This is a genomic window from Streptomyces bungoensis, assembly GCF_001514215.1.
GTDB classification, from domain to species: domain Bacteria; phylum Actinomycetota; class Actinomycetes; order Streptomycetales; family Streptomycetaceae; genus Streptomyces; species Streptomyces bungoensis.
The window spans coordinates 225,614-249,016 of sequence record NZ_KQ948856.1; the positions used below are offsets into that span (position 1 = coordinate 225,614).

A 23,403-nucleotide genomic window follows, 5' to 3' on the forward strand; every position below is an offset into this window, starting at 1 on the left:
GAGATGTAACGAGGAGGGAGTAATGGAGCTACGAGCTTATGAGCGCATTCACTCTTCTCAGTCGATCTCGTACGGGCGGCCGATTACGTACGGCCGTTCACGATGTCTCACGACGCGTCGAGGAACCGGTCCAGCACCCGCACGCCGAACTTCAGCCCGTCCACCGGAACCCGCTCGTCCACGCCGTGGAACATGCCGGCGAAGTCCAGCTCCGGCGGCAGCTTCAGCGGGGCGAAGCCGAAGCCGCGGATGCCGAGGTCGTCGAAGGACTTGGCGTCGGTGCCGCCGGAGAGCATGTAGGGGATCGCCTTGGCGGTCGGGTCCTCGGCCAGCAGGGCGGACTGCATGGCCGCCACCAGCGCACCGTCGAAGGTGGTCTCGACGGCCTTGTCCGTGTGCACGTCCTCGCGCCGCACGTGTGGTCCGAGCAGCCGGTCGAGGTCGGTGAGGAACTCCTCCTCGTAGCCCGGCAGGAACCGCCCGTCGATGTGCGCGGTGGCCTCGCCCGGGATGACGTTGACCTTGTAGCCGGCGTTCAGCTGGGTGGGGTTGGCGGTGTTGCGCAGCGTGGCGCCGATGAGCTTGGCGATGCCGCCCAGCTTGGCGAGGGTCGTCTCCATGTCGTCCGGGTCCAGCTCGATGCCGAGCGCGTCGCCCAGCTCGTCGAGGAAGGCCCGGGTGGTCTTGGTGACCCGCACCGGGAAGGTGTGCCGGCCGACCCGGGCGACGGCCTCGGACAGCTCGGTGATGGCGTTGTCCCGGTGGATCATCGAGCCGTGCCCTGCGGTGCCGGCCACGGTCAGCTTCATCCAGTGCATGCCCTTCTCGGCCGTCTGGATCAGGTAGAGCCGCCGCTGCTCGTTCACGGTGAAGGAGAACCCGCCGACCTCGCTGATCGCCTCCGTGACGCCCTCGAACAGCTCGGGGTGGTGGTCGACCAGGTACCGGGCGCCGTAGGTGCCGCCCGCCTCCTCGTCGGCGAGGAACGCGACGACGACGTCCCGCGGCGGCCGCCGCCCGCTGCGCAGCCGGTCGCGGACGACCGCGAGCGTCATGGCGTCCATGTCCTTCATGTCGACGGCCCCGCGCCCCCACACGCACCCGTCGGCCACCTCGCCGGAGAAGGGGTCGTGGGTCCAGTCGACGGCGTTGGCCGGTACGACGTCCAGGTGGCCGTGGATGAGCAGCGCGGGCCGGGACGGGTCCTCGCCCTCGATGCGGGCCACGGTGGAGGCGCGTCCCGGGTGCGACTCGAAGATCCGCGGTTCCAGTCCGACCTCGGCGAGCTTCCCGGCGACGTACTCGGCGGCCCGGCGTTCGCCGGGGCCGGAGTGGTCGCCGTAGTTGCTGGTGTCGAACCGGATCAGCTCGCGGCAGAGGTCCACTACCTCGTCCTCGCCGGTGACGCCCCTGGCCGTGTCCGTCTCGCTCACGTGGTTCCTCCCGCTGTCATGGCTGGTGGTCTCCTCATCCTCTCCCCGGGCCGCTGCCGGCCCAAGGCCGGGACCGGCCCGTCACACGCCGTTCACGCCGGCCGCCTCCCGGGGACGGGGGGTGATCAGCCACCGCGCGAAAGCCTGGTAATGTTTCCTTCGTCGCCGCGAGGGAAACCCCGCGCGACAGACACCTTGTCCGGGTGGCGGAATGGCAGACGCGCTAGCTTGAGGTGCTAGTGCCCTTTATCGGGCGTGGGGGTTCAAGTCCCCCCTCGGACACCAGCAAGGCCCCTGCCCGTCAGGGGCCTTCTTCGTGTGCCCCGGCGGCCGCCGCTTCCTAGACTTGAGGGGTGGCCCGGCCCAACGACGAGGTCGAGGCGCTCCTGCGGGAGTACGCCGACCTCATCGCGATCACGGGGGGCGACGCCTTCAGGGCGCGCGCCTACGAGAAGGCCGCGCGTTCCATCGGCGGGTATCCGGCGGACGTCTCCCACCTGGACGCGGAGGGCCTGCGGGAGATCCCGAACGTGGGCCGGTCGATCGCCGACAAGGTGCTGGAGTACCTGCGCACCGGCCGCATCGCCCTGGTGGAGGAGCGCCGGGCGAGGATCCCGGCGGGAGTCCGGGAGCTGATCAGGATCCCGACGCTGGGCCCGAAGAAGGCGCTGCGGCTCTACGAGGACCTGCACGTCTCGTCGGTGGACGAACTGGCGTCGGCCATCGAGGCGGACGCGCTGGCCGATCTGAGGGGGTTCGGCGAGAAGACGCAGGACAACATCCGGCACGGCATCGAGCTGCTGCGGCGGGCGGGCTCCCGGATCCCGCTGTCGGCGGCGCTGGAGACCGCCGAGGAGATCGTCGGCGAGCTGTCGCGGGTGACGGGCTGCCGGCGCTGCGCCTACGCGGGGTCGCTGCGCCGGATGCGGGAGACGGTCGGGGACCTCGACGTGCTGGTCGCGGCGGAGCGTTCGGCGCCGTTCATGGCGGCGCTGTGCGACCTGCCCGCGACCGCCGAGGTGGTGGCGCGGGGCACGAAGAAGACGTCGGTGCGCACCGCCGGGGGCCTCCAGGTGGACCTGCGGGTGCTGCCTCCGGCCTCGTGGGGCGCCGGCCTGCAGTACTTCACCGGGTCCAAGGCGCACAACATCCGCACCCGCACCATCGCCGTGCACCAGGGGCTGAAGCTGTCCGAGTACGGGCTGTTCGACGCCGGGAGCGGCCGGTCGCTGGCCTCGCGGACGGAGGAGGAGGTGTACGCGCGGCTCGGGCTGCCGTGGATCCCGCCGACGCTGCGGGAGGACCGGGGGGAGATCGAGGCGGCGCTGCGCGGTGAGCTGCCGGAGGTGGTGACCGAGCGGGACATCCGGGGTGACCTGCACACCCACACGGACCTGACCGACGGTCTCGCGCCGCTGGAGCAGATGGTGGAGGCCGCGGCGGCGCGGGGGTACGCGTACTACGCGGTCACCGACCACGCGCCCGACCTGTACATGCAGCGGATGACCGACGAGAAGATCCTCGCCCAGCGGGAGCGGCTGCGGGAGCTGGACGGCGTGCACCACGGGATGCGGCTGCTGCACGGTACGGAGCTGAACATCGGCCCCGAGGGGGACGTGGACTGGCCGGAGGACTTCCTGGCCGGTTTCGACCTGTGCGTGGCCTCCCTGCACTCCCACTTCGACCAGGACCGCGCGGCGCTGACCCGGCGGCTGGTGCGGGCGTGCGAGAACCCGTACGTGCACGTCATCGGGCATCCGACGACCCGGCTGATCGGCCGGCGGCCGGGGGTGGACGCGGACTGGGACGCGGTGTTCGCCGCGTGCGCCCGCACCGGCACCGCGCTGGAGGTCAACGCGCAGCCCGACCGGCTGGACCTGTGCGACGAGGACATCCTGCGGGCCCGGGACCACGGTGTGCGGTTCGCGGTGAACACCGACGCCCACTCGGTGCGCCAGCTCGCCCATCTGCGCTACGGCGTGGGCACCGCCCAGCGGGGCTGGCTGACCCGGGAGGACGTGATCAACGCCTGGCCGCTGAGCCGGCTGCGCCGGTTCCTGCGCGGGGGGTGAGCCGGCTCAGTCCGGGGGCCGGAGGGTGAGCGTGCCGTCGGGCTCCTGCCCGGTCCGGGTGCCGAGCGGCCGGCCGTACCGGTCCAGGACGCCGCACAGCCAGGCGGCGTCCTCGGCGGTGGCGTGCTCCAGGCGCATGCGCCGGGCCCGCAGGGGCACCATGCGCAGGCCCGCCAGGCGCCCGGTGCCGGTCTCGACGGAGGCCAGGTGGAGCAGGCGCAGGTCGTCGCGGTAGTGCTCGTGGCCGCCGATGCCCTCGTAGTCGTTCACGAGGTCGCCGCAGCCGTAGAGGACGAGTTTTCCGTGGTGGACCTCCGCCGGGCGCGGGTGGTGGGAGGAGTGGCCGTGGACGATGTCCGCGCCGGCGTCGAGGAGGGCGTGGGCGAAGCGGATCTCGGTGCGGGAGGCGGGGTAGCCCCAGTTGGGGCCCCAGTGGACGGAGGCGACGACGAGGTCGCCGGGCCGTGCTGTCTGGCGGACGCGGTCGGCGAAGAGGGCGGCGGCGCCCGCGGTGGGCGCGTCGACCAGGGCGAGGCCGGCCCGTTCCGGTGTGGCGGCCCAGCTGTGCGGGATGCCGCTGGTGGGCAGGCCGAAGGAGAAGACGAGGACGCGCCCGCCGCCGGGTGCGGGGACGGTCGCGGGCCGCCAGGCCGCCGTCGCGTCCCGGCCGGCGCCGGCCGTGCGCAGTCCGGCGGCGGCGAGGGAGTCGAGCGTCTCGGTCAGGCCGAGGGGCCCGAAGTCGAGGACGTGGTTGTTGGCGAGGGTGCAGACGTCGGGGCGGGCGGCGGTGAGGCAGGGCAGGTTGGCCGGGTGCATGCGGTAGTGGACGCCCTTGCCGGGGGCGAAGTCGCCGTCCTGGGTGACGGCGGTCTCCAGGTTGATCACCCGTACGGCGGGTGCGGCGCGGTCGAGGACCGCCAGCGCCTCGCCCCACGGCCAGGTGTGGTCCACCGGCCGGGGTATCGGGCCGTTGGCCGCCTCGGCGAGGGCGACGTAGCCGCGGGCGTCGCGCAGGTAGTCCTCGCGCAGGGCCGGGTCGCCGGGGTGCGGGAGGATCTGGTCGACGCCCCGGCCGAGCATGACGTCGCCGGCCAGGAACAGGGTGACGGTCCGGGCGTCCATGGTCCCCGCCTACACGTGCGCGGGCGCCATGTGGTCGGTGAACCAGTCGCGGGCCAGTTCGGTCACCCGCTCCAGCGTGCCGGGCTCCTCGAAAAGGTGGGTGGCGCCGGGGACGACCTCGAGCCGGTTCTCGCAGCGCAGGCGCGCCTGTGCCTGCCGGTTGAGGTCGAGGACCAGCCGGTCCGCGCCGCCCACGACGAGCAGGGTGGGCGCCGTCACCTCGGGCAGCCGGGGCCCGGCGAGGTCGGGCCGGCCGCCGCGGGAGACGACCGCGGCGGGACGGGTGCCGGGTTCGGCGGCGGCCCACAGGGCGGCGGCCGCGCCGGTACTGGCGCCGAAGTAGCCGAGGGCGAGCCCCGCGGTGCCGGGCTGCTCGCGCAGCCACCCGGTGACGCCGCCCAGCCGGCCGGCCAGCAGGCCGATGTCGAAGACGTTGGCCCGGTCGCGTTCCTCGTCCTCGGTGAGCAGGTCGAACAGCAGGGTGCCGAGTCCGGCCCGGTTCAGGCCGGTGGCGACGAACCGGTTGCGGGGGCTGTGCCGGCTGCTGCCGCTGCCGTGGACGAAGGCGACGACGCCGGTGGCGCCCTCGGGCAGCGTGAGCCGCCCGCGCAGCCACACGGCGCCGGCCGGGATCTCCACCTCCCGGTCCTCGCAGCCGCCGGCGGCGGGGCGGTGGCGGCGGTCGGCCGCGTGCCGCAGGCAGGCGGTGACCTCCTCGTCGTCGACCTGGGTGAAGTCGCCGTAGAACTGGCCGATGGCGAAGAAGTCCCGGGGGGTCTCCAGGCAGACGACGTCGTCGGCGTCGTCGCCCAGCCGGCCGGCGAAGGAGCGGGGTGCGACGGGTACGGCCAGCACGATGCGGGCCGCGCCGCGCGCGCGGGCGACGCGGCAGGCCGCCCGTGCGGTGGAGCCGGTGGCGATGCCGTCGTCGACGACCACGACGGTCCGTCCGGCGACCGGGACGGGGTGGCGCTCGCCCCGGTACCGTGCGGCCCGCTGCGCGAGGACCGCGCGTTCGTGGTCCTCGACCCGGGCCAGGTCCGCCGTGCTCACCCCGGTGGCGCGCAGCACGTCCTCGTTGACGACGCGTACGCCGTCCTCGCCGATCGCGCCCATCCCGAGTTCCGGCTGGTAGGGCACGCCCAGCTTGCGGACCAGGCAGACGTCCAGCGGGGCGTCGAGGGCCTCGGCGACCAGCGCGGCGACCGGGACGCCGCCTCGGGGCAGGCCGAGGACGACCGGGTGCTGGTCCCTGAGGTGGGCGAGCCGGGCGGCGAGCCGCCGTCCCGCGTCGGTCCGGTCCCTGAAGGGCATGGCGGACCACCTCACTCCGCGGGCTGCCACAGCGGCGCGGGCGTCTCCGTCTCGGTCGCGCCGAGCGCCTTCATGTCGCCGTTGGCCGCGCGCAGCAGCAGCCGGCCCATGGCGATCAGGGCGCGTCCGGCGGCCAGTTCGTCACCGATCTCCGGCACCGCCATGTCGTAGGGGTTCCGGCGGGCCTCCGCGCGGCTCTCCAGAATGTTGTCGCCGGTGTCCAGGACGATCCGGGCCGTGGTGTCCGGGTCGTGTTCGGACAGGTAGAGCTCGAGCCGCCACTCCTTGACCGACGGCGGCCGGCCGCTCATGGGTCGGGTCATCGTCCGTCCCTCCTCACCGTTGCGCGAGGCCGCGGGACGCGCCGGTGCGTCACCCCTTCCACTGTGCACCGCGACCGCGTCCGGCGCTTCCCGGATCGCGGGGCAGAATGGGGCCATGACCCCGCGTTCCTGTCCGTGCGGCCGTACCGAGTCCTACGACGCCTGCTGCGGCCGCTACCACGCGGGTGCGGCGGCCGCGCCGACCGCGGAGGCCCTGATGCGCTCGCGCTACAGCGCGTTCGTCAAGGGGGACACGGGCTACCTGCTGCGCACCTGGCATCCCCGGACCCGGCCGGAGCGGCTGGACCTGGACCCCCGGATGCGGTGGACCGGCCTGGAGATCCTGGACGCCACCGGCGGCTCCGCGTTCCACGGCACGGGCACGGTGACGTTCCGCGCCTCCTACCGGGGCGGTTCGCTGCACGAGCGGAGCCGGTTCGAGCGGGTGGCCGGGGCGTGGGTGTACGTCGACGGGGACTTCCCGGAGTAGTCCCGCCGGCGCCGGTCCCGGCCGGGCCCGTCACGGGGCCAGGATGTCCAGTTCCTCCAGGGCGCCGACGGTGATCTCCCGGGTGAGCTTCTCGGCGCGGGCCCCGTCGCCCTCCCGTACCGCCTCGGCGACCTGCACGTGCAGGGTGACGGCGGCCGGGTCGGGGTCCTCGAACATCACCTCGTGGTGGGTGCGGCCGGCCAGCACCTCGGCGACGACGTCGCCGAGGCGGGCGAACATCTCGTTGCCGGAGGCCGTGAGGACGACCCGGTGGAAGGCGATGTCGTGGACCAGGTACTCCTCCAGCCGGTGGCCGCGGGAGTTGGCGACCATGCCGAGCGCGCACTCCGTGAGTTCGGCGCACTGCTCGGGGGTGGCGTGCTGGGCGGCGAGGCCGGCCGCCACGGGTTCGATCGCGGAGCGCAGCACGGTCAGGGAGCGCAGCTGGTGCGGGCGGTCGGCGCCGGCCAGCCGCCAGCGGATGACCTGCGGGTCGTAGACGTTCCACTCGCACTTGGGGCGGACGGTGACGCCCACCCGGCGGCGGGAGGCGACCAGGTGCATGGACTCCAGGACGCGGACGGCCTCCCGCATCACGGAGCGTGACACCTCGAAGCCCTGTGCGAGCTCGTCGGTCCGCAGGACGCTGCCCGGCGGGTACTCGCCCGCAGTGATCGCGGGGCCGAGGGTGTCGAGTACGCGGCCGTGCAGCCCCCGGCCCGGTGTGGTCATGCACTCAGCGTACGGCGTGGATCACCCTCTCAAAAAGTCAGACTTATACGTCACAGACTCTTGAATTTGTCGTACCTAATGGGTTTCAGTGTGGCGACGCCGATGTGGCGTCGGATGTCGAGGAAGACAGCGAGGCAGGCATGCGCACCCCTCAGGTCGTCGTCGTGATGGGCGTCGCCGGGACGGGCAAGACCACGATCGGTCCGTTGCTCGCCGCCCGGCTGGGCGTCCCGTACGCCGAGGGCGACGACTTCCACCCGCAGGCCAACATCGACAAGATGACGGCCGGGGTCCCGCTCGAGGACGCGGACCGGTGGCCGTGGCTGGACGCCATCGGCCACTGGGCGCACGGGCGGGCCGGGCTCGGCGGGGTGGTCAGCAGCTCGGCGCTGAAGCGGTCGTACCGCGACCGGCTCAGGGCGGCGGCTCCCGGGATCGTGTTCGTGCACCTCACGGGAGACCGGAAGCTGATCGAGGACCGGATGTCCCACCGGCAGGGTCACTTCATGCCGACCGCGCTGCTGGACTCCCAGTTCGCGACGCTGCAGCCGCTCGGGCCGGACGAGCGCGGGGTCGCCGTGGACGTCGCCGGCTCCCCGGAGGAGATCACCGAGCGCGCCGTGCAGGCACTCGACAAGCTTCCCGCCGTCACCCCGTAACACCACACCCCCGTCCCCCGTACCTGCAAGGGAAACCCGTGACCAGACTCAGCGTCGAGATGCTGGCAGCGGACGCGCCTCCGCCGATCACCTCCGCCGGACACGCCCAGCTGGGCATCGCCGTCCTGGTGGGCATCGCCGTGATCGTCCTGCTCATCACCCAGTTCAAGCTCCACGCCTTCCTGTCCCTGACCATCGGCTCGCTCGCGCTCGGAGCGGTCGCCGGGGCACCGCTCGACAAGACCATCGTCAGCTTCACCACCGGGCTCGGCAGCACCGTGGCCGGCGTGGGCGTCCTGATCGCGCTCGGGGCGATCCTGGGCAAGCTCCTCGCCGACTCCGGCGGCGCCGACCAGATCGTCGACACGATCCTCGCCAAGGCCGGCGGGCGGGCGATGCCGTGGGCGATGGTGCTCATCGCCTCCGTGATCGGTCTGCCGCTGTTCTTCGAGGTCGGCATCGTGCTGCTGATCCCGGTCGTGCTGATGGTCGCCAAGCGCGGCAACTACTCGCTGATGCGCATCGGCATCCCGGCGCTGGCCGGCCTGTCGGTCATGCACGGCCTGATCCCGCCGCACCCCGGCCCGCTGGTGGCGATCGACGCGGTCAAGGCCAACCTGGGCGTGACGCTGGCGCTGGGCATCCTCGTCGCGATACCGACGGTGGTCATCGCCGGTCCGCTGTTCTCGAAGGTCGCCGCCCGCTGGGTGGACGTGCCCGCCCCCGACCGGATGCTGCCGCAGCGCCCCTCGGAGGAGCTGGAGCGCCGTCCGGGCTTCGGCGCGACGCTCGCCACCGTGCTGCTGCCGGTGGTGCTCATGCTGGCCAAGGCGCTGGTGGACATCGCCGTCGACGACCCCGCGAACCGGACCCAGCGGGTCTTCGACGTCATCGGTTCCCCGCTGATCGCCCTGCTCGCCGCCGTGATCGTCGGCATCTTCACGCTCGGCCGGCCCGCCGGCTTCAGCAAGGACCGCATCCAGCAGACGGTCGAGAAGGGCCTGATGCCCATCGCGGGCATCCTGCTGATCGTCGGCGCCGGCGGCGGCTTCAAGCAGACGCTGATCGACTGCGGTGTGGGCCAGATGATCCTGGACGTCTCCAAGGACTGGTCGATCCCGGCGCTGCTGCTGGGCTGGCTGATCGCGGTCGTGATCCGGCTGGCCACCGGCTCGGCGACGGTGGCGACGGTCTCGGCGGCCGGTCTGGTCGCGCCGCTCGCGGCCGACATGTCCACCACCCACGCCGCCCTGCTGGTCCTCGCGATCGGCGCCGGCTCGCTCTTCTTCAGCCACGTCAACGACGCCGGCTTCTGGCTGGTGAAGGAGTACTTCGGGCTGAGCGTCGGGCAGACCGTCAAGACCTGGTCGGTGATGGAGACCATCATCTCGGTGGTCGCCGGCGGCCTGGTCCTGCTGCTGTCCCTGATCATCTAGGAGCGCCGCGGCGATGACGGCTCACCCCCTCTTCGACATCGGCGGCCGTACGGCCCTGGTCACCGGCTCCAGCCGGGGCATCGGCCTCGCGCTGGCCCGGGGCCTTGCGGAGGCCGGCTGCACGGTGGTCCTCAACGGGCGCGACGGCGGCCGGCTGGCCGAGGCGGCCGCGGGGCTGCCCGGTGACGTGCGCACGGCTGTGTTCGACGTGACCGACGGCGCCTCCGTGGCCGCCGGCATCGCGGACGTCGAGGAGCGGGTGGGCCCGCTCGACATCCTCGTCAACAACGCGGGCATGCAACTGCGCGCCCCACTCCTGGAGTTCACCGACTCCGACTGGCACCGCGTCCTGGACACCAACCTCACCAGCGCGTTCCTGGTCGGCCGGGAGGCCGCCCGGCGGATGACACGGCGCGGCCACGGCAAGATCGTCAACATCTGCTCGCTGCAGAGCGAGGTGGTCCGCCCGGGCATCGCGCCGTACGCGGCGACCAAGGGCGCGCTGAAGATGCTCACCAAGGGCATGTGCGCGGACTGGGGCCCGTACGGCGTCCAGGTCAACGGCCTCGGGCCGGGCTACATCGAGACGGAGCTGACCCGGCCGCTCGTCGAGGACGAGGAGTTCAGCGGCTGGGTGCGGCGGCGTACCCCGGCCGGCCGCTGGGGCCGCACCGGCGACCTGGTCGGCGGGCTGCTGTTCCTCGCCTCGCCGGCCGCGGACTTCGTCGGCGGACAGGTGCTGTACGTCGACGGCGGCATGATGAGTGTGCTGTGAGGAGGCCGGTGATGCTCGGTTGTGTGATCCACGGCCGGGGAGACCTCCGGGTGGAGGAGCTCCCGGAGCCCGAGCCGGGTCCCGGGCAGGCGGTGGTGGCCGTGCGCCACGGCGGCGTGTGCGGCTCCGACCTGCACTACTGGCGGCACGGAGGGGTCGGCGACTTCCGCCTGCGGGAGCCGATGGTGCTCGGGCACGAGGCGGTCGGCACGGTCGTCTCCCTCGGCGCCGGGGCCACCGGTCCGGCCCCCGGTACGCCGGTGGCGGTGCACCCGGCGACCCCGTGCGGCGTCTGCCCGGAGTGCGCGCAGGGCCGGCGCAACGTCTGCCGGGACACCCGCTACCTGGGCAGCGCGGCCCGCTTCCCGCACGTCCAGGGCGCCTTCGCGGCCCGGATCGCCGTCCCGGTGGAGCAGCTGAGGCCGCTCCCGGCCGGTCTGGGGCTGCGCCGGGCCGCCCTCGCCGAACCGCTGTCGGTCGCGCTGCACGCGGTGCGGCGGGCCGGGGACGTGGCCGGGCGGCACGTGCTGGTGACCGGGGCCGGGCCGATCGGGTGCCTGGTCGTCGCGGCGGCCCGGGCGGCGGGCGCGGCGCGGATCACCGTGACCGACCTGCTGCCCGAGGCGCTCGGGTACGCGGCCGTCGCCGGGGCGGACACGCTGGTCCGGGCCGGCGACCCGGATGATGCCGGCTGGCCGCCGGAGGTGGACGTGGCCGTGGAGGCGTCCGGTGCCGCGGCCGGTCTGAACACCTGCCTGCGGCTCGTGCGGCGCGGGGGCGTGGTCGTGCAGCTCGGGATGCTGCCGCCGGGTTCGAGCCCCTTCGCCGGGAACCTGCTGGTGAGCCGGGAGATCGAGCTGCGCGGGGCGTTCCGCTTCGACACCGAGTTCGACGAGGCGCTCCGGCTGCTGGCGGCCCGCGGGGAGTTCGACGGGCTGATCAGCGCGGTCGTGCCGGTGCGGGAGGCCGGGGCCGCGTTCGCGCTGGCGGCGGACCGGGCGCGGTCCTGCAAGGTGCTGCTGGACTTCGACGGCTGAGGAACACCGGTCCGCGAACCCGGTCGGCGGGTGCGCGCGGGCCCCCGCGGACGTCGGCTGGAATGGGGTCTTCCGTTTTGGGCGGCGGCAGCATAGGTTCCTGCTACCCCGCGTCGGCGCCCCCCGAGGCGCTGGCCCGCCGGTCCCGGGACGGCGGGCCACGCGGGGGCCAAATGCCGTCAGGGGCGCCACAGTCGGTGGTGCCGCTCGGCCCACTGCCTGCTCACCGATCCCGTCCGCAGACCCCGTCTCGCCTCCGGGTCGCCCAGCGCCATGCCGATGTGGCCCGCGAGGACCACGCCGATGGTCAGGGCCAGCCAGTCGTGGACGAAGGTGGCCGAGGTGCGCCACATCAGCGGGGTGAGGTGGGTGAACCACATCATCAGGCCGGTGCCGAGCATGACCAGGGCGGCGCCGGCGATCCAGGCGGCGTAGATCTTCTGGCCGGCGTTGAACTTGCCCGCGGGCCGCGAGGCGGGCCGCTTGTCGCGGTGGAGCGCGGCGCGCAGCCAGACCCGGTCGTGCGGGCCGAAGCGATTGAGGAAGCGCAGGTCGGCGCGGAAGGCGCGGGAGGCCAGGCCGAGCAGGACGGGGACGGGCAGGGCCAGTCCGGCCAGCTCGTGGACGCGGACGACCAGGGCCCGGCGGCCGACGAGCACCGCGAGCTGGGGGATGTAGAGGCAGGCCGCCGTCACCACGCACACGCCCATCAGCGCGGCCGTCGCCCGGTGCACCCACCGCTCGGCCCGGCTGAAGCGCCGGACGGAGGCGCTCGGCGGCGCCGGGGTCTCAGCTCGTAGGCTCATCGGTGCGTCCGTTCGACCGGCCCACCCAGGCGTCGACGTCGTAGCCGAGGTTCTCCCAGTAGCCGGGCCGGACGCGGTCGGTCACGGTGATGCCGGACAGCCACTTGGCGGACTTGTAGAAGTACATGGGGGCGACGTAGAGGCGGACCGGGCCGCCGTGGTCGTGGCCGATGTCCTTGTCCTGCATGCGCAGGGCGACCAGGACGTCCGGGCGGCGGGCCTGGTCGAGGGTGAGGCTCTCGCTGTAGGTGCCGTCGAAGCAGGTGAAGCGGATCGCCCGGCCGGCGGACCGCACGCCCGCCGCGTCCAGCAGGTCGGAGAGCCGTACGCCCTCGAACGGGGTGCCCGGCACCCGCCAGCCGGTGACGCACTGGACGTCCTTGACCAGCCGGGTCTGCGGCAGGGCGCGCAGGTCGGCGAGCGTGTAGGTGTGCGGGCGGTCGACCAGGCCGTCGACGGTGAGCCGGTAGTCGGCGGGGCCCCGGTGCGGGACGGAGGCGGCGACGGAGTAGTAGCGGAAGCCGCCGCCGTTGGGCAGAAGGCCGGTCAGGCCCGTGGGGTCGTCGCCGGAGATGCTGCCGAGGAAGCCCTCGAGGCCGCGTTGCAGCACGGGGGCGGTGGCGACGCCGAGGGCGCCGAGGCCGAGGGTGCCGAGGAAGACGCGGCGGCCGACCGGCCTGCCCCGCGCGTCGGGTTCCTCGGAGGGTTCGCGGTTCACAGCTTCATTCGAGCACTCGGGGCCCCGGGGAGCCAGGCTGTGAGCCCACCGGTCAGGATTCCGTAATCACTTCTCACGCGCCTCACCCCGGTACGTACGTCCGGTCCGCGCGGATGTCTCAGGCCCGCCCCAGGGCGCGGGCGCGGGCCGCGTGGAAGGCCGGGTGCGGGTCGCGGTGCGGGTAGGACCAGGGGGCCGTGGTGGCGTGGCGGCCGATGCGGCCGAAGAGGGCCGCCGCCTCGGCCCGGCGCCCGGCGCAGGACATGGCGAAGGCGAGGTGGTTGAGGTCGATGTGGCGGCGGGGGTGCTCGTCGTGCTCCCACTCCAGCCACCAGTCGAAGGCGGCGCGCAGGATCCGGCGGGCCCGGGGGCCGGACCAGTGCGCGCAGGCGGCCGGGTCGGCGGGGGCGAGACCGGTGGCGGCCAGGGCGCGGTAGCGCTCGGCGTACGCGACCACGGGCAGGACGGCCAGCGGGGAGTCGGCGGGCGCCTCGGCGGCGGCCCGCTCGGCGAGGTCGTACACCTCGTGGGACTCGGCCGGGCCGGCGTGGGGCCGCTCGGCCAGCCGGGCGACGAGCAGGTGGTGGGCGTGGTGGTGCTCGGGGTGGCGTGCGCGTACTTCGGCGAAGGCCCGCAGCAGTTCGCCCTCCGGGCCCTGGGTGCGGGCCAGCAGGAGCAGGCCGAGCCAGGGGGTGGGGTCGGCCGGGGCGAGCGCGGCGGCGGTGCGGCAGGCGTCGCGCGCCCGGTCGGGGTCCTCCTTGCCGCGTAACGCGCGCGCGACCAGGGCGTGGGCGTACAGGGTGGCGGCGTCGGCGGCCCCTGTGCCCGGGCCGGGCTCGGACTCCGCGAGCAGCCAGTCGTGGGCCCAGGCGGCGGCGTACGGCTCCGCCGCGAGCACGGTGACGCGGTGGCCGCGGCGGTCCCAGTCGTCGCCGGTGTGCAGCAGCAGCGAGCGGGCGGCCTGCCACCGGCCCTGCGCCAGCGCGGCCCGGGCGGCGAGCAGTTCGGCGTCGCCGAGGGGCTCGCCGGGAGCGTCGTACGGCGCGTCGGCGCGGGCGCCGTCGAGGGCGCCGGGGCCTTCCGGGGCGGTGTCGCCGGACGACTCCAGGGGGGCCCGGTGCGTGCCGAGCAGGGACGGGAGGGAGGGCACCGCAGGACTTCCTGTTTCTCGGGCTGCCATCGGCCGATCACTCACAGCAAACCCCCAGCCAAGGTTTGCGTCAAGCGGAACCGGAGTGTTGTTGCCTTCAACCACCTTTGCCGGTGTGGGAATCGAGACAGGTGGGCACCGTGCGCCGTACCCGTGGGCGCGGGGTTCCGGCGGTGGTCTGTGGCGTACGCCATGGCGCCGGACGGCCGGGCGGCCCAGCATGGCCGGACGGTCCGCCGCCCGCCGGCCCCCGTTCGGGGACCGGGCGGAATGTCCGGGCCGAGTCAACTGCCCGGTTCCGGGTACTCTCCGGGGCAATGCGGTCCCGGGAGCGCTACAGTCGGCCACTACGCACCCGTGGCCCGGCCGGATGATCGAGGTACGCAGCGTGTCCGTTCTGGTTCTCGTCCTCGCCGTGAGTGCCGCGTGCTGCCTGGGCTTCGGGTTCGTGCTCCAGCAGAACGCCGCCGAGAAGGCGCCGCTCAGCGACTTCCTGTCCTTCCGCCTGCTGCTCGACCTGATGCGGGTGCCGCGCTGGCTCGGCGGCCTCGGGCTGATGGTGGCGGGCATGGTGCTGGGCGCGATCGCGCTCGGCAAGGGCGAGATCTCGCTGGTGGAGCCGCTGCTGGCCACGAACCTGCTGTTCGCTCTGGCCCTGTCCCGCCACCAGACCAGACAGTCCCTCGGCCGGCAGGGCTGGGCCGGGCTCGTGCTGCTCGCGGGCGGTGTGAGCGCGTTCATCCTGGCGGGAGAGCCGCGCGCCGGCACCGCGGTCACCGACCCGCTGCGCCACTGGCTGATCATCGGCGCGATGGTCGGCGCCGCGATGGTGCTGACGACGTACGGCAAACGGTCCCGGCTCAGCTGGGGCCCGGTGCTGCTGGCCACCGCGGCGGGACTGCTGTACGGCGTGCAGGACGCGCTCACCCGGGTGAGCGCGATCCGCTTCTCGGAGGGCGGCTTCACCGGGCTGTTCACCGGCTGGCAGCCCTACGGCGTGCTGGCGTGCGGCGTCACCGGGCTGGTGCTGGTGCAGAGCGCCTTCGAGACCGCCCCCCTGCGGATGTCGCTGCCCGCGCTCACCGCCGCCGAACCGCTCGCCGGGATCCTGTGCGGGGTGGGCTTCCTCGGCGACCGGTTGCGCACCGACATCGGGGCGCTGGCCTGGGAGTCGAGCGGTCTGGCGGCGGTCGTGGCGGGCATCGTCCTCCTCGGCCTGCACCCGGCGATGCCCTGCGGCACACCGGAACCCCAGCTGGTGACGGACGTCCAGCGCCGCTGACCCGCGCTTGCCCCGCCCGGGGGCGGCGGACCAGGTCCATGGCAGAGGTCTCAGCCGAGACGGCCGCGGGCCCTGCCGGCGAGGGAGGCAGGCTCGCGGGCGGGAGGGCCGCACGCGCCGCCGGGGACGGCCACAGCTTGGCCGCGCGGGCCGCAGGCTCGGGCCGGAGCGGCCAGAGGCTACGGCCGAGACGGCTGCGGGTTCTGCCGGGACGGCCGCGCATTCTGCCGGGACCGCCGAGGGCGTGAGCCCGAACCGCGACGGGCGCACCCCGTACGCCCGGCCCCCTCGCCCGCCACGGCCGCGGGCCCGGGTTCCGCCGGCGAGGCCGCGATGGGCTCAGCCTGCGCCCGGCGACCCGCCCGCGGCGCCCGTCGGCACGTCGGCGGGCGGTGCCGATGCGGCAACGCGCCCGCCGGCACACGAAGCCGGTTTGGTTGGATGCCGGCATGAACCCTGAAGACGAGATCCTCGACATCGTCGACGAGCACGACCGGGTCGTCGCGCAGGTCCCGCGCGGCGAGGCGTACGCGCGGGGCCTGCGCCACCGGGCCGTGTTCGTCGAGGTCCGGGACGCGGCCGGACGGCTCTTCGTGCACCGGCGCACCGCCACCAAACTGGTGTTCCCCTCCCTGTACGACCTGTTCGTCGGCGGAGTCGTCGGCGCCGGCGAGTCCTACGACGAGGCGGCGCTGCGCGAGGCGGAGGAGGAACTGGGCGTGACGGGCCTGCCCCGGCCCGCGCACCTCTTCACGTTCCTGTACGACGACGGGGCCGGGAAGAGCTGGTGGTCCGCCGTCTACGAGGTGCGCTGCGAGCTGCCGGTGCGGCCGCAGGCCGAGGAGGTCCAGTGGCACGGCTTCCTGGCCGACGACGAGGTCGAGCGGCGGCTCGGCGACTGGGACTGGGTCCCGGACGGGCTCGCGGCGTACGAGAGGCTGCGGGCGTTCCGGGCGGGCCGCTGACGTCCCGGCCCGCCGTCGCCCGCACGCACCTCCACCGCTAGGAGGCCTCCTCCGCGTCGTCCCGGTCCACCGTCACCACGATCTTGCCGCGGGTGCGGCCCTCCTGGTTCAGCCGGTGGGCGTCGGCCGCCCGCTCCAGCGGGAAGGTCTCCTGCACGTTCACGGACAGGACCCCCTGCTCCGCCAGTTCGGACAGCTTCCCCAGGTCCTCGGCGTCGGGGCGGACGAAGTAGTAGCGGCCGCCGTGGGCGACCACCTCGGGGTCGGCGATCGAGACCAGCCGCCCCTCGGGGGCGAGCAGGTGGGCGGAGGTCTTCAGGGTGTCGCCGCCGATGGTGTCGAAGACCGCGTCCACCCCGTCGGGGGCCAGGGCGCGCACCCGCTCGGCCAGGCCCTCGCCGTAGGCCACCGGCTCGCCGCCGAGGCCGCGGACGAAGTCGTGGTTGCGTTCGCTCGCCGTGCCGATGACCCGGGCGCCGAGGTGGACGCCGATCTGGACGGCCAGCGAGCCCACCCCGCCGGCCGCCGCGTGCACCAGGACCGTCTCGCCGCGTGCCACCCGGAGCGCCTTGACGAGCACCTGATAGGCGGTCAGGCCCGCCAGCGGCAGGCCGGCGGCCTCCTCGAAGGAGAGGTTGCGCGGCTTGCGGGCCAGCGTGCGCACGGGCGCGGCGACGTACTCGGCGAAGGTGCCCCGGGACAGGAAGTCCTCCCGGACGTATCCGATCACCTCGTCGCCGGCGGCGAACTCCGTCACGGAGGCGCCGGGCCGGACGACGACCCCGCTGACGTCCCAGCCGGGGACCACCGGGAAGACGGCGTCCAGGAGGGAGTCGAGGTAGCCCTCACGGCACTTCCAGTCGACCGGGTTGACGGCGGCGGCGCGCACCTTGACCAGCACCTGGTCGGGGCCGACCTTGGGGTCGCGCACCTCGCCGTACTCCAGCACCTCGGGTCCGCCGTAGCGGCTGTAGCTGATGCCTTTCATGTCCTCGACCTTCCGGAGTAGTCCTGCGCCGCGCAAGCGGGGTGTCCCGCCGTGCGCCGTCCGCGCGGCAGCCTGTCCGCCGTCAGGTCCCCGTACCCGCCCGAGGGCGGCGCCATGACCACCGGCGGCGGTCGGTCTATCGTGGCTCCGGTCACGTTTCCCGCCCTGTTCGGTCCGCGCACTGGACTACATACCGACCGGTCGGCATCATGAGCGATGTTCTCGTTCCGCCGTTCGCACGAACACGTTCCCGTTCACCCGTCCACAGGAGTGATGTATGAGCGCCGACCACCCGCCCGGGCTCGATCTCGACCGGCTGCGCGCGCTGCTCGACCGGGAGCGCCCCGGTCTGGTCGACGGCCCCCTGACCGGCCGGCTGATCGAGGGCGGACGGTCGAACCTCACCTACGCGCTGGCCGACGGCACCTCCCGCTGGGTCGTCCGGCGTCCTCCCCTGGGCCATGTGCTGGCCACCGCGCACGACATGAAGCGCGAGCACCGGGTGATCAGCGCGCTGTACCCGACGAGCGTCCCGGTTCCGCGGCCGGTGCTGCTGTGCGAGGACGAGGAGGTGCTCGGGGCGCCGTTCTACGTCATGGAGTTCGTCGAGGGCACCCCGTACCGCACCGCGCGGCAGCTCGCCCCGCTCGGTGAGCAGCGCACCCGCGACGCGGTGCTGTCGCTGGTGGACACGCTGGTGGAGCTGCACGCGGTGGACCCCGGTGACGTGGGCCTCGCGGACTTCGGGCGCCCCGAGGGCTTCCTGGACCGGCAGCTGCGCCGCTGGGGCAAGCAGCTGGACGCCTCCCGCAACCGGGACCTGCCCGGCATCGACGAGCTGCACGCGACCCTGGGCCGCCGGCTGCCCGTCTCCCCGGCGCCCGCGGTCGTGCACGGCGACTACCGGCTGGACAACGTGCTGATCGGCCCGGACGACCGGATCCGGGCGATCCTCGACTGGGAGATGTCCACGCTCGGCGACCCGCTCACCGACCTGGGCCTGCTGGTGATGTACAGCCGGCCGCTCGGCCTGCCCGGGTCCCCCGTCTCGACGACCGCCGAGGCGCCGGGGCACCCCTCCCCCGAGGAGCTGATCGAGCGGTACGCCGCGCGCTCGGGGCGCGACGTGTCGGCGGTCTCCTGGTACACCGCGTTCGCCTGGTTCAAGCTCGCGGTGATCCTCGAGGGCATCCACTACCGGTACACGCTGGGCCAGACGGTCGGGCGCGGCTTCGACCGCATCGGCGAACTGGTGCCCGTCTTCATCCACCACGGACTGACCACTCTCCAGGAAGGCTGACGAGCCATGGACTTCGCGTTCGACGCCCGTACCGAGGAACTGCGGGCCCGACTCCTCGCCTTCATGGACGAGTACGTCTACCCGGCCGAGGCGGTCGCCGAGGAGCAGCGGGCCCGGCTGGCCTCGCCGTGGGACACCCCGGCGGTGGTCGGGGAGCTGAAGGCCGAGGCGCGCAGGCAGGGGCTGTGGAACCTCTTCCTGCCCGACGCCGAGTACGGCGCCGGGCTGACGAACCTGCAGTACGCGCCGCTCGCCGAGATCACCGGCCGCTCCCCGCACCTCGCTCCCCCCGCGACCAACTGCGCCGCGCCCGACACCGGGAACATGGAGGTGCTGGCGCAGTTCGGCGACGAGCGGCAGAAGAAGCAGTGGCTCGAACCGCTGCTGGCCGGCGAGATCCGCTCGGCGTTCGCCATGACCGAGCCGGAGGTCGCCTCCTCGGACGCCACCAACATCACCACCCTCATCGAACGCGACGGCGACGAGTACGTCGTCACCGGCCGCAAGTGGTACATCTCCGGGGCGATGAACCCCGACTGCAAGATCTTCATCGTGATGGGCAAGACGGACCCGGACGGCGCCGACATCCGCCGCCAGCAGTCCATGGTCCTGGTCCCCCGCGACACACCGGGCGTCACCGTCAAGCGCGCGATGCAGGTCTTCGGCTACGAGGACCACTCGCACGGCGGCCACGCCGAGGTGGTCTTCGACCACGCGCGCGTGCCGGTGTCGAACCTGATCGGCGAGGAGGGCGGCGGCTTCGCCATCGCCCAGGCACGCCTGGGCCCGGGCCGGATCCACCACTGCATGCGGCTGATCGGCATGGCCGAGCGGGCGATCGAGCTGATGTGCCGGCGGGCGGTGTCCCGGACGGCCTTCGGCAAGGCGCTGGCCCAGCAGGGTGTGGTGCAGAACTGGATCGCCGACGCCCGGGTGACGGTGGAGCAGCTGCGGCTGCTGGTGCTGAAGACGGCCTGGCTGATGGACACCGTCGGCAACCGGGGCGCCCACACGGAGATCCAGGCCATCAAGATCGCCACCCCGCGCGCGGTGGTCGGCATCCTGGACCGCGCGATCCAGCTGCACGGCGCGGGCGGGGTCAGCCAGGACTTCCCGCTGGCCGAGCTGTACGCGAGCGCCCGCACCCTGATGCTGGCCGACGGCCCGGACGAGGTGCACCAGCGGTCGCTGGCGCGACGGGAGCTGAAGAAGTACCTGTAGGCGGCGGCCGCCGTCCGCCGTGTGCCCTGGTGCGCCGTTGAGTGCGCCCCGGGTCTGTGATGTCGTACCTCTTTCCGAGGAAGGGGGAAGCGTGACGGATCTGCGGGCGCCGTCGGGGTGGGGCGCCGCCGGGGAGCCGGGGGTGACGCTGGAGCAGCTGCTGGCCGTCGTCGGCTCCGGGGCGCTGGAGCTGGACGCGGCGCCCGGCGGGCTCGCGGCGGCGGTCACCGGCGTGGCCGTGCTGGACGTGCTGGACCCGGGCATCCGGCCGCGCGAGCTGCTGCTCGCGGTCGGCGTCGACGCCGGGTCGGCCCACGCGGTGGACGTGCTGCGCCGGGCCGGGGAGGCCGGTGCCGCGGGCGTGGTGTTCGGGCCGGACCGGCCCGCGCCGGCCGCGGCGGCCCTGCGGGCGGCCGCCCGGGAGTGCGGTACGGCGGTGCTGTTCCGCACCGCCTGGTGCTCCTGGGCCCAGCTGGTCGGCGTGGTGCGGGCCGGGCTGGCCGCGGCCGGCGCGCCGCCGCTGCCGGTCGCCCGCGATCTGGCCCCGGGCGACCTGGACGGGCTGGCGGACGCGGTGGCCGCCCTGGTCGGCGGCGCGGTGACCATCGAGGACACGGAGTCGCGGGTGCTGGCGTACTCCTCCACCGAGGAGAACGTGGACGACATCCGCCGGCTGACCATCCTCGGCCGCCGGGTGCCGCCCGGCCGGGTGGCCGCGATGCGGGAGGCGGGGTTCTTCGGCGCCCTGTGGGGGACGGACGACGTCCTGTACCGGCGGGCGCAGGGGGAGGACCCGGAGCGCCTGGTGTGTGCCGTGCGGGCGGGCGGCGAGGTGCTGGGGTCCCTCTGGGTGGCCGCGGTCGCGGGCCGCCCGCTGTCCCCGGACGCGTCCGGGGTGCTGCGCACGGCGGCCCGCACGGCCGCCGCGCACCTGCTGCACCACCGCACGCGCCGGGCCGGCAGCCGGCTGGCGGAGGACGCGGCGCGTGCGCTGCTGGAGGGGCGCGGCTCGCCGGAGGTGCTCGCGGAGCGGGCGGAGCTGGCGGTGGACGAGCCCTGTGCCGTCCTCGCGGTGGGCGCGGGCTCCGGTGTTCCGGACGCCGACCCGGCTCGGCTGCAGGCGCTGCTCACCCTGCACTGCGCCGCGTTCGGCCACCGGGCGGTGGCCGTGCCGGCGGGCGGCCGCCTGCTGGTGCTGGTGGGGGCGCTCGACCCCGACCCGCACCGGGCCGGAGCCCAGGTGGCCCGGCTGGGCGAGTCGCTGGCCGCCCAGTTGCCGGCGGCCGCCGGGGCGCCGACGAGGGTGGGGCTCGGCGACGTGGTGCCGGGGCTCGCGGGGGCGGCGGAGTCCCGCCGGTCTGCCGAGCTGGCCCTCAGGGCCCTGACGCGGGCGGGCGGTGCCCGCACCGTAGGGCGCACCGCGGACGTCGCGGACACGGTGGGCATGATGCAGGTCGTCGACGCGCTGCGGGACGTGACGCTCGCGCCGGGCACCTCCGTGGCCCGGCTGGCCGCGTCCGACGAGCGCGGCGGCGGCCGCCTGGTGGAGACGCTGCGGGCCTACCTCGACCACTTCGGCGACGTGCCCGCCGCCTCCCGTGCCCTGGCGGTCCACCGCAACACCCTGCACTACCGGCTGCGCCGGATCACCGAGGTCTCGGGCCTCGACCTGGCCGACCCGGACGCACGCCTGCTGGCCCAGCTGGAGCTCCGGCTGCGGGACGGCGGCACCGGCAGGAGGTGAGGTGCGGGCCGCGCGCGGACCCGCCCGCCCCGGGCCCCTTTCGGTCGCGGTGCACGACGGCCGGGCGCCGTTTTCGTCGGGGCGCACAACAGGCCGGCCCGCCGGCCGGTGCCGTTGGGTCCGGGCGTCGCACGGGCCGCGGAGTCCTTGGCCGCGCGACGAAGACGGCGCCGGGGCGCGGCGAGCAGCCTGGGGTGTGCCCGGGGGCTCCCCCGGGTCCGCGACCCGACACCGGAAGGCTCATCATGACCGCTCCGACGCCCGCCGCCGCCCGGCGCGAACGCATCCTCCAGGAAGCCGTGCGGCACCGGCTGCTCGACCCCGAGGAGTCCCTGCTCGCCGCGTTCGTCGACCTGGACGGGGTCGCCGCGACCGTCGCGGACCTGCGGGACGCCTTCGCCGGCGCCCCCGGTGCCCTGCACGCCTTCGCCGCCAAGGCCAACTGCCTGGTCCCCGTGCTGAGGGAGCTGAACGCGCTCGGCATGGGCTGCGAGGTCGCCACCGGCGGCGAACTGGCCCGGGCGCTGGCGGCCGGCTTCCCGCCCGAGCGGATCGTCTTCGACTCCCCGGCCAAGACGCGTGCGGAGCTCGAACGGGCCCTGGCGCTCGGCGTGGCCGTCAACGCGGACAGCTTCCAGGAACTGGACAGGATCGCCCGCATTCTCGCGGACCGCCCCTCCCGGTCGCGGATCGGGGTGCGGATCAACCCGCAGATCGGCGGGGGCAGCATCGCCGCGATGAGCACGGCCACGAGCACCTCGAAGTTCGGCGTCCCGCTGGCCGACCCGGGCAACCGGGAGCGGCTGGTGCGGGCCTTCGGCGACCATCCGTGGCTGACCCGGGTGCACGCCCACACCGGGTCCCAGGGCTGCCCGCTCGACCTCATCGCGGCGGGGGTGGCCGAGGCGGTCGCGTTCGCCGACGAGGTGAACGCGGTGTACGGGCGGGGCCGGGTCGACGGCATCGACATCGGCGGCGGACTCCCCGTCAACTTCGCCGACGACACGGTCACCCCCGGCTTCGGCACGTACGTCCGGAGCCTGAAGGCGCACGCGCCGGCGCTCTTCGGGCCCGGCGGCTACCGGATCGTCACCGAGTTCGGGCGGTCCGTGCTGGCGAAGAACGGGTTCATGGCCGCCTACGTCGAGTACACCAAGACCTCGGGAGGCCGGCCGATCGCCCTCACCCACGCCGGGGTCCAGGTCGCCACCCGGACCGTGTTCGCGCCCGACGCCTGGCCGCTGCGGATCGAGGCGTACGACGCGTCCGGCACGGCCAAGCGGGGGCGGCCGGTGCGCCAGGACGTCGCGGGGCCCGCCTGCTTCGCCGGTGACCTGCTCGCGCGGGACCACGCGCTGCCGCTGCTGGAGCCCGGCGACCTCGTGGCCGTACCGGACACGGGCGCCTACTACTTCTCCACCCCGTTCCACTACAACAGCCTGCCCGAGCCCGCCGTGTACGGCGTCCGGGTGCGCGCGGGCGGGCGGGTGGAGTTCACGCTCGTCCGTCCCGCGCAGGACCCGTGGCACGTGCCGGACCACCCGGGCGCGCCCGTGGTGGCCGCGGAACCGGTGGCCGTCCCCGCCGCCGGGTGAGGGGCGACCGATGCCACGGACCGGGGACCGTGAGCGGCCCGGCGGGGACGGGCCGCTGCTGACCCAGCGTGCGGCGATCGTGTTCCTGCTCGCCGCGCTGGCCGGGATCGGCGCCACCGTGCTGGCGGTCCTGGCCGGCAAGGGGTGGCCCGTCGCGGTGAGCGTCGGCGGCGGCACCGCGGCGAGCGCCGTGCTGTTCTTCGAGCAGATCATCGACTAGGCGGCCGTCGTCGCGGCGGCC

Annotated in this window: 22 protein-coding genes and 1 tRNA gene; 14 read left to right on the top strand and 9 right to left on the bottom strand. The window is 74.4% G+C overall.

The features are described 5' to 3' along the window. Positions 1-107 precede the first annotated feature (107 nt). A complete protein-coding gene (locus AQJ66_RS15520; protein WP_061921336.1) occupies positions 108-1,433 on the bottom strand; it encodes a M20/M25/M40 family metallo-hydrolase in 1,326 nt (441 codons plus the stop codon). Positions 1,434-1,630: 197 nt separating this feature from the next. Between AQJ66_RS15520 and AQJ66_RS15525 the strand changes: the two genes are divergently transcribed. Both AQJ66_RS15525 and polX read left to right on the top strand, forming a co-directional pair. Continuing rightward, positions 1,631-1,718 (top strand) — tRNA-Leu (locus AQJ66_RS15525). A 68-nt stretch (positions 1,719-1,786) separates the two neighbouring features. Beyond that, positions 1,787-3,505: a DNA polymerase/3'-5' exonuclease PolX gene (gene polX / locus AQJ66_RS15530; RefSeq protein WP_061921339.1), complete on the top strand. Its 1,719-nt coding sequence runs from the start codon at positions 1,787-1,789 to the stop codon at positions 3,503-3,505. Positions 3,506-3,511: 6 nt separating this feature from the next. On the opposite strand, the gene AQJ66_RS15535 is transcribed toward polX, so the two are convergent. Genes AQJ66_RS15535 through AQJ66_RS15545 form a run of 3 tightly spaced genes read right to left on the bottom strand, consistent with a single transcriptional unit; the run spans position 3,512 to position 6,264 of the window. Further along, complete coding sequence (locus tag AQJ66_RS15535; protein ID WP_061921342.1) at positions 3,512-4,627, bottom strand: CapA family protein; 1,116 nt, start codon at positions 4,625-4,627, stop codon at positions 3,512-3,514. A gap of 9 nt (positions 4,628-4,636) precedes the next feature. Continuing rightward, positions 4,637-5,941, bottom strand: a complete 1,305-nt coding sequence (locus tag AQJ66_RS15540) for a phosphoribosyltransferase family protein (RefSeq protein WP_061921345.1) — start codon at positions 5,939-5,941, stop codon at positions 4,637-4,639. An 11-nt stretch (positions 5,942-5,952) separates the two neighbouring features. Beyond that, positions 5,953-6,264 carry a dsRBD fold-containing protein gene (locus AQJ66_RS15545; protein ID WP_061921348.1) on the bottom strand — a complete coding sequence of 104 codons (312 nt, stop codon included), beginning with the start codon at positions 6,262-6,264 and terminating at the stop codon, positions 5,953-5,955. Between the two features lie 115 nt (positions 6,265-6,379). Between AQJ66_RS15545 and AQJ66_RS15550 the strand changes: the two genes are divergently transcribed. Continuing rightward, positions 6,380-6,754, top strand: a complete 375-nt coding sequence (locus AQJ66_RS15550; RefSeq protein ID WP_061921351.1) for a YchJ family protein — start codon at positions 6,380-6,382, stop codon at positions 6,752-6,754. 30 nt (positions 6,755-6,784) lie between these two features. On the opposite strand, the gene AQJ66_RS15555 is transcribed toward AQJ66_RS15550, so the two are convergent. After that, complete coding sequence (locus AQJ66_RS15555; RefSeq protein WP_061921354.1) at positions 6,785-7,486, bottom strand: FadR/GntR family transcriptional regulator; 702 nt, start codon at positions 7,484-7,486, stop codon at positions 6,785-6,787. A gap of 140 nt (positions 7,487-7,626) precedes the next feature. Between AQJ66_RS15555 and AQJ66_RS15560 the strand changes: the two genes are divergently transcribed. Genes AQJ66_RS15560 through AQJ66_RS15575 form a run of 4 tightly spaced genes read left to right on the top strand, consistent with a single transcriptional unit; the run spans position 7,627 to position 11,393 of the window. Continuing rightward, positions 7,627-8,145: a gluconokinase gene (locus AQJ66_RS15560; RefSeq protein WP_061921357.1), complete on the top strand. Its 519-nt coding sequence runs from the start codon at positions 7,627-7,629 to the stop codon at positions 8,143-8,145. Between the two features lie 38 nt (positions 8,146-8,183). Next, positions 8,184-9,581, top strand: a complete 1,398-nt coding sequence (locus AQJ66_RS15565; protein ID WP_061921360.1) for a GntP family permease — start codon at positions 8,184-8,186, stop codon at positions 9,579-9,581. 13 nt (positions 9,582-9,594) lie between these two features. Further along, a complete protein-coding gene (locus AQJ66_RS15570; protein ID WP_061921363.1) occupies positions 9,595-10,356 on the top strand; it encodes an SDR family oxidoreductase in 762 nt (253 codons plus the stop codon). 11 nt (positions 10,357-10,367) lie between these two features. Then, positions 10,368-11,393 (top strand): L-idonate 5-dehydrogenase, encoded by a 1,026-nt coding sequence (locus AQJ66_RS15575; protein WP_061921366.1) that lies wholly within the window; start codon positions 10,368-10,370, stop codon positions 11,391-11,393. 179 nt (positions 11,394-11,572) lie between these two features. Here the strand turns inward: AQJ66_RS15575 and AQJ66_RS15580 are convergent, their stop codons facing one another. From AQJ66_RS15580 to AQJ66_RS15590, 3 genes are all read right to left on the bottom strand, one after another. Then, complete coding sequence (locus AQJ66_RS15580) at positions 11,573-12,199, bottom strand: cytochrome b/b6 domain-containing protein (protein WP_061921369.1); 627 nt, start codon at positions 12,197-12,199, stop codon at positions 11,573-11,575. After that, complete coding sequence (locus AQJ66_RS15585) at positions 12,183-12,917, bottom strand: molybdopterin-dependent oxidoreductase (protein ID WP_061921373.1); 735 nt, start codon at positions 12,915-12,917, stop codon at positions 12,183-12,185. Before AQJ66_RS15585 ends, AQJ66_RS15580 begins: the two co-directional genes overlap by 17 nt. A 118-nt stretch (positions 12,918-13,035) precedes the next feature. Then, complete coding sequence (locus tag AQJ66_RS15590) at positions 13,036-14,067, bottom strand: hypothetical protein (RefSeq protein ID WP_061921376.1); 1,032 nt, start codon at positions 14,065-14,067, stop codon at positions 13,036-13,038. Between the two features lie 388 nt (positions 14,068-14,455). Between AQJ66_RS15590 and AQJ66_RS15595 the strand changes: the two genes are divergently transcribed. Together AQJ66_RS15595 and AQJ66_RS15600 are read left to right on the top strand one after the other, a co-directional pair. Then, on the top strand, positions 14,456-15,349 hold the full coding sequence (locus tag AQJ66_RS15595) for a DMT family transporter (protein ID WP_061921732.1): 894 nt from the start codon (positions 14,456-14,458) through the stop codon (positions 15,347-15,349). 449 nt (positions 15,350-15,798) lie between these two features. Next, positions 15,799-16,314, top strand: a complete 516-nt coding sequence (locus tag AQJ66_RS15600) for an NUDIX hydrolase (protein WP_061921379.1) — start codon at positions 15,799-15,801, stop codon at positions 16,312-16,314. 37 nt (positions 16,315-16,351) lie between these two features. Here the strand turns inward: AQJ66_RS15600 and AQJ66_RS15605 are convergent, their stop codons facing one another. Further along, entirely contained in the window at positions 16,352-17,302 is a 951-nt protein-coding gene (locus AQJ66_RS15605) for an NADP-dependent oxidoreductase (protein WP_061921383.1), read from the bottom strand. A gap of 277 nt (positions 17,303-17,579) precedes the next feature. Here AQJ66_RS15605 and AQJ66_RS15610 point away from each other — a divergent pair, with 277 nt between their 5' ends. From AQJ66_RS15610 to AQJ66_RS15630, 5 genes are all read left to right on the top strand, one after another. Continuing rightward, positions 17,580-18,602: a phosphotransferase family protein gene (locus tag AQJ66_RS15610; protein ID WP_061921386.1), complete on the top strand. Its 1,023-nt coding sequence runs from the start codon at positions 17,580-17,582 to the stop codon at positions 18,600-18,602. 6 nt (positions 18,603-18,608) lie between these two features. After that, positions 18,609-19,823 carry an acyl-CoA dehydrogenase family protein gene (locus AQJ66_RS15615; protein ID WP_061921389.1) on the top strand — a complete coding sequence of 405 codons (1,215 nt, stop codon included), beginning with the start codon at positions 18,609-18,611 and terminating at the stop codon, positions 19,821-19,823. 91 nt (positions 19,824-19,914) lie between these two features. Beyond that, positions 19,915-21,567, top strand: a complete 1,653-nt coding sequence (locus tag AQJ66_RS15620) for a PucR family transcriptional regulator (protein WP_159052572.1) — start codon at positions 19,915-19,917, stop codon at positions 21,565-21,567. 245 nt (positions 21,568-21,812) lie between these two features. Continuing rightward, positions 21,813-23,162, top strand: coding sequence for a type III PLP-dependent enzyme domain-containing protein (locus AQJ66_RS15625; RefSeq protein WP_061921395.1), 1,350 nt, complete (start codon positions 21,813-21,815; stop codon positions 23,160-23,162). A 10-nt stretch (positions 23,163-23,172) separates the two neighbouring features. Further along, on the top strand, positions 23,173-23,382 hold the full coding sequence (locus AQJ66_RS15630; RefSeq protein WP_061921400.1) for a hypothetical protein: 210 nt from the start codon (positions 23,173-23,175) through the stop codon (positions 23,380-23,382). The last annotated feature ends 21 nt before the right edge of the window (positions 23,383-23,403 follow it).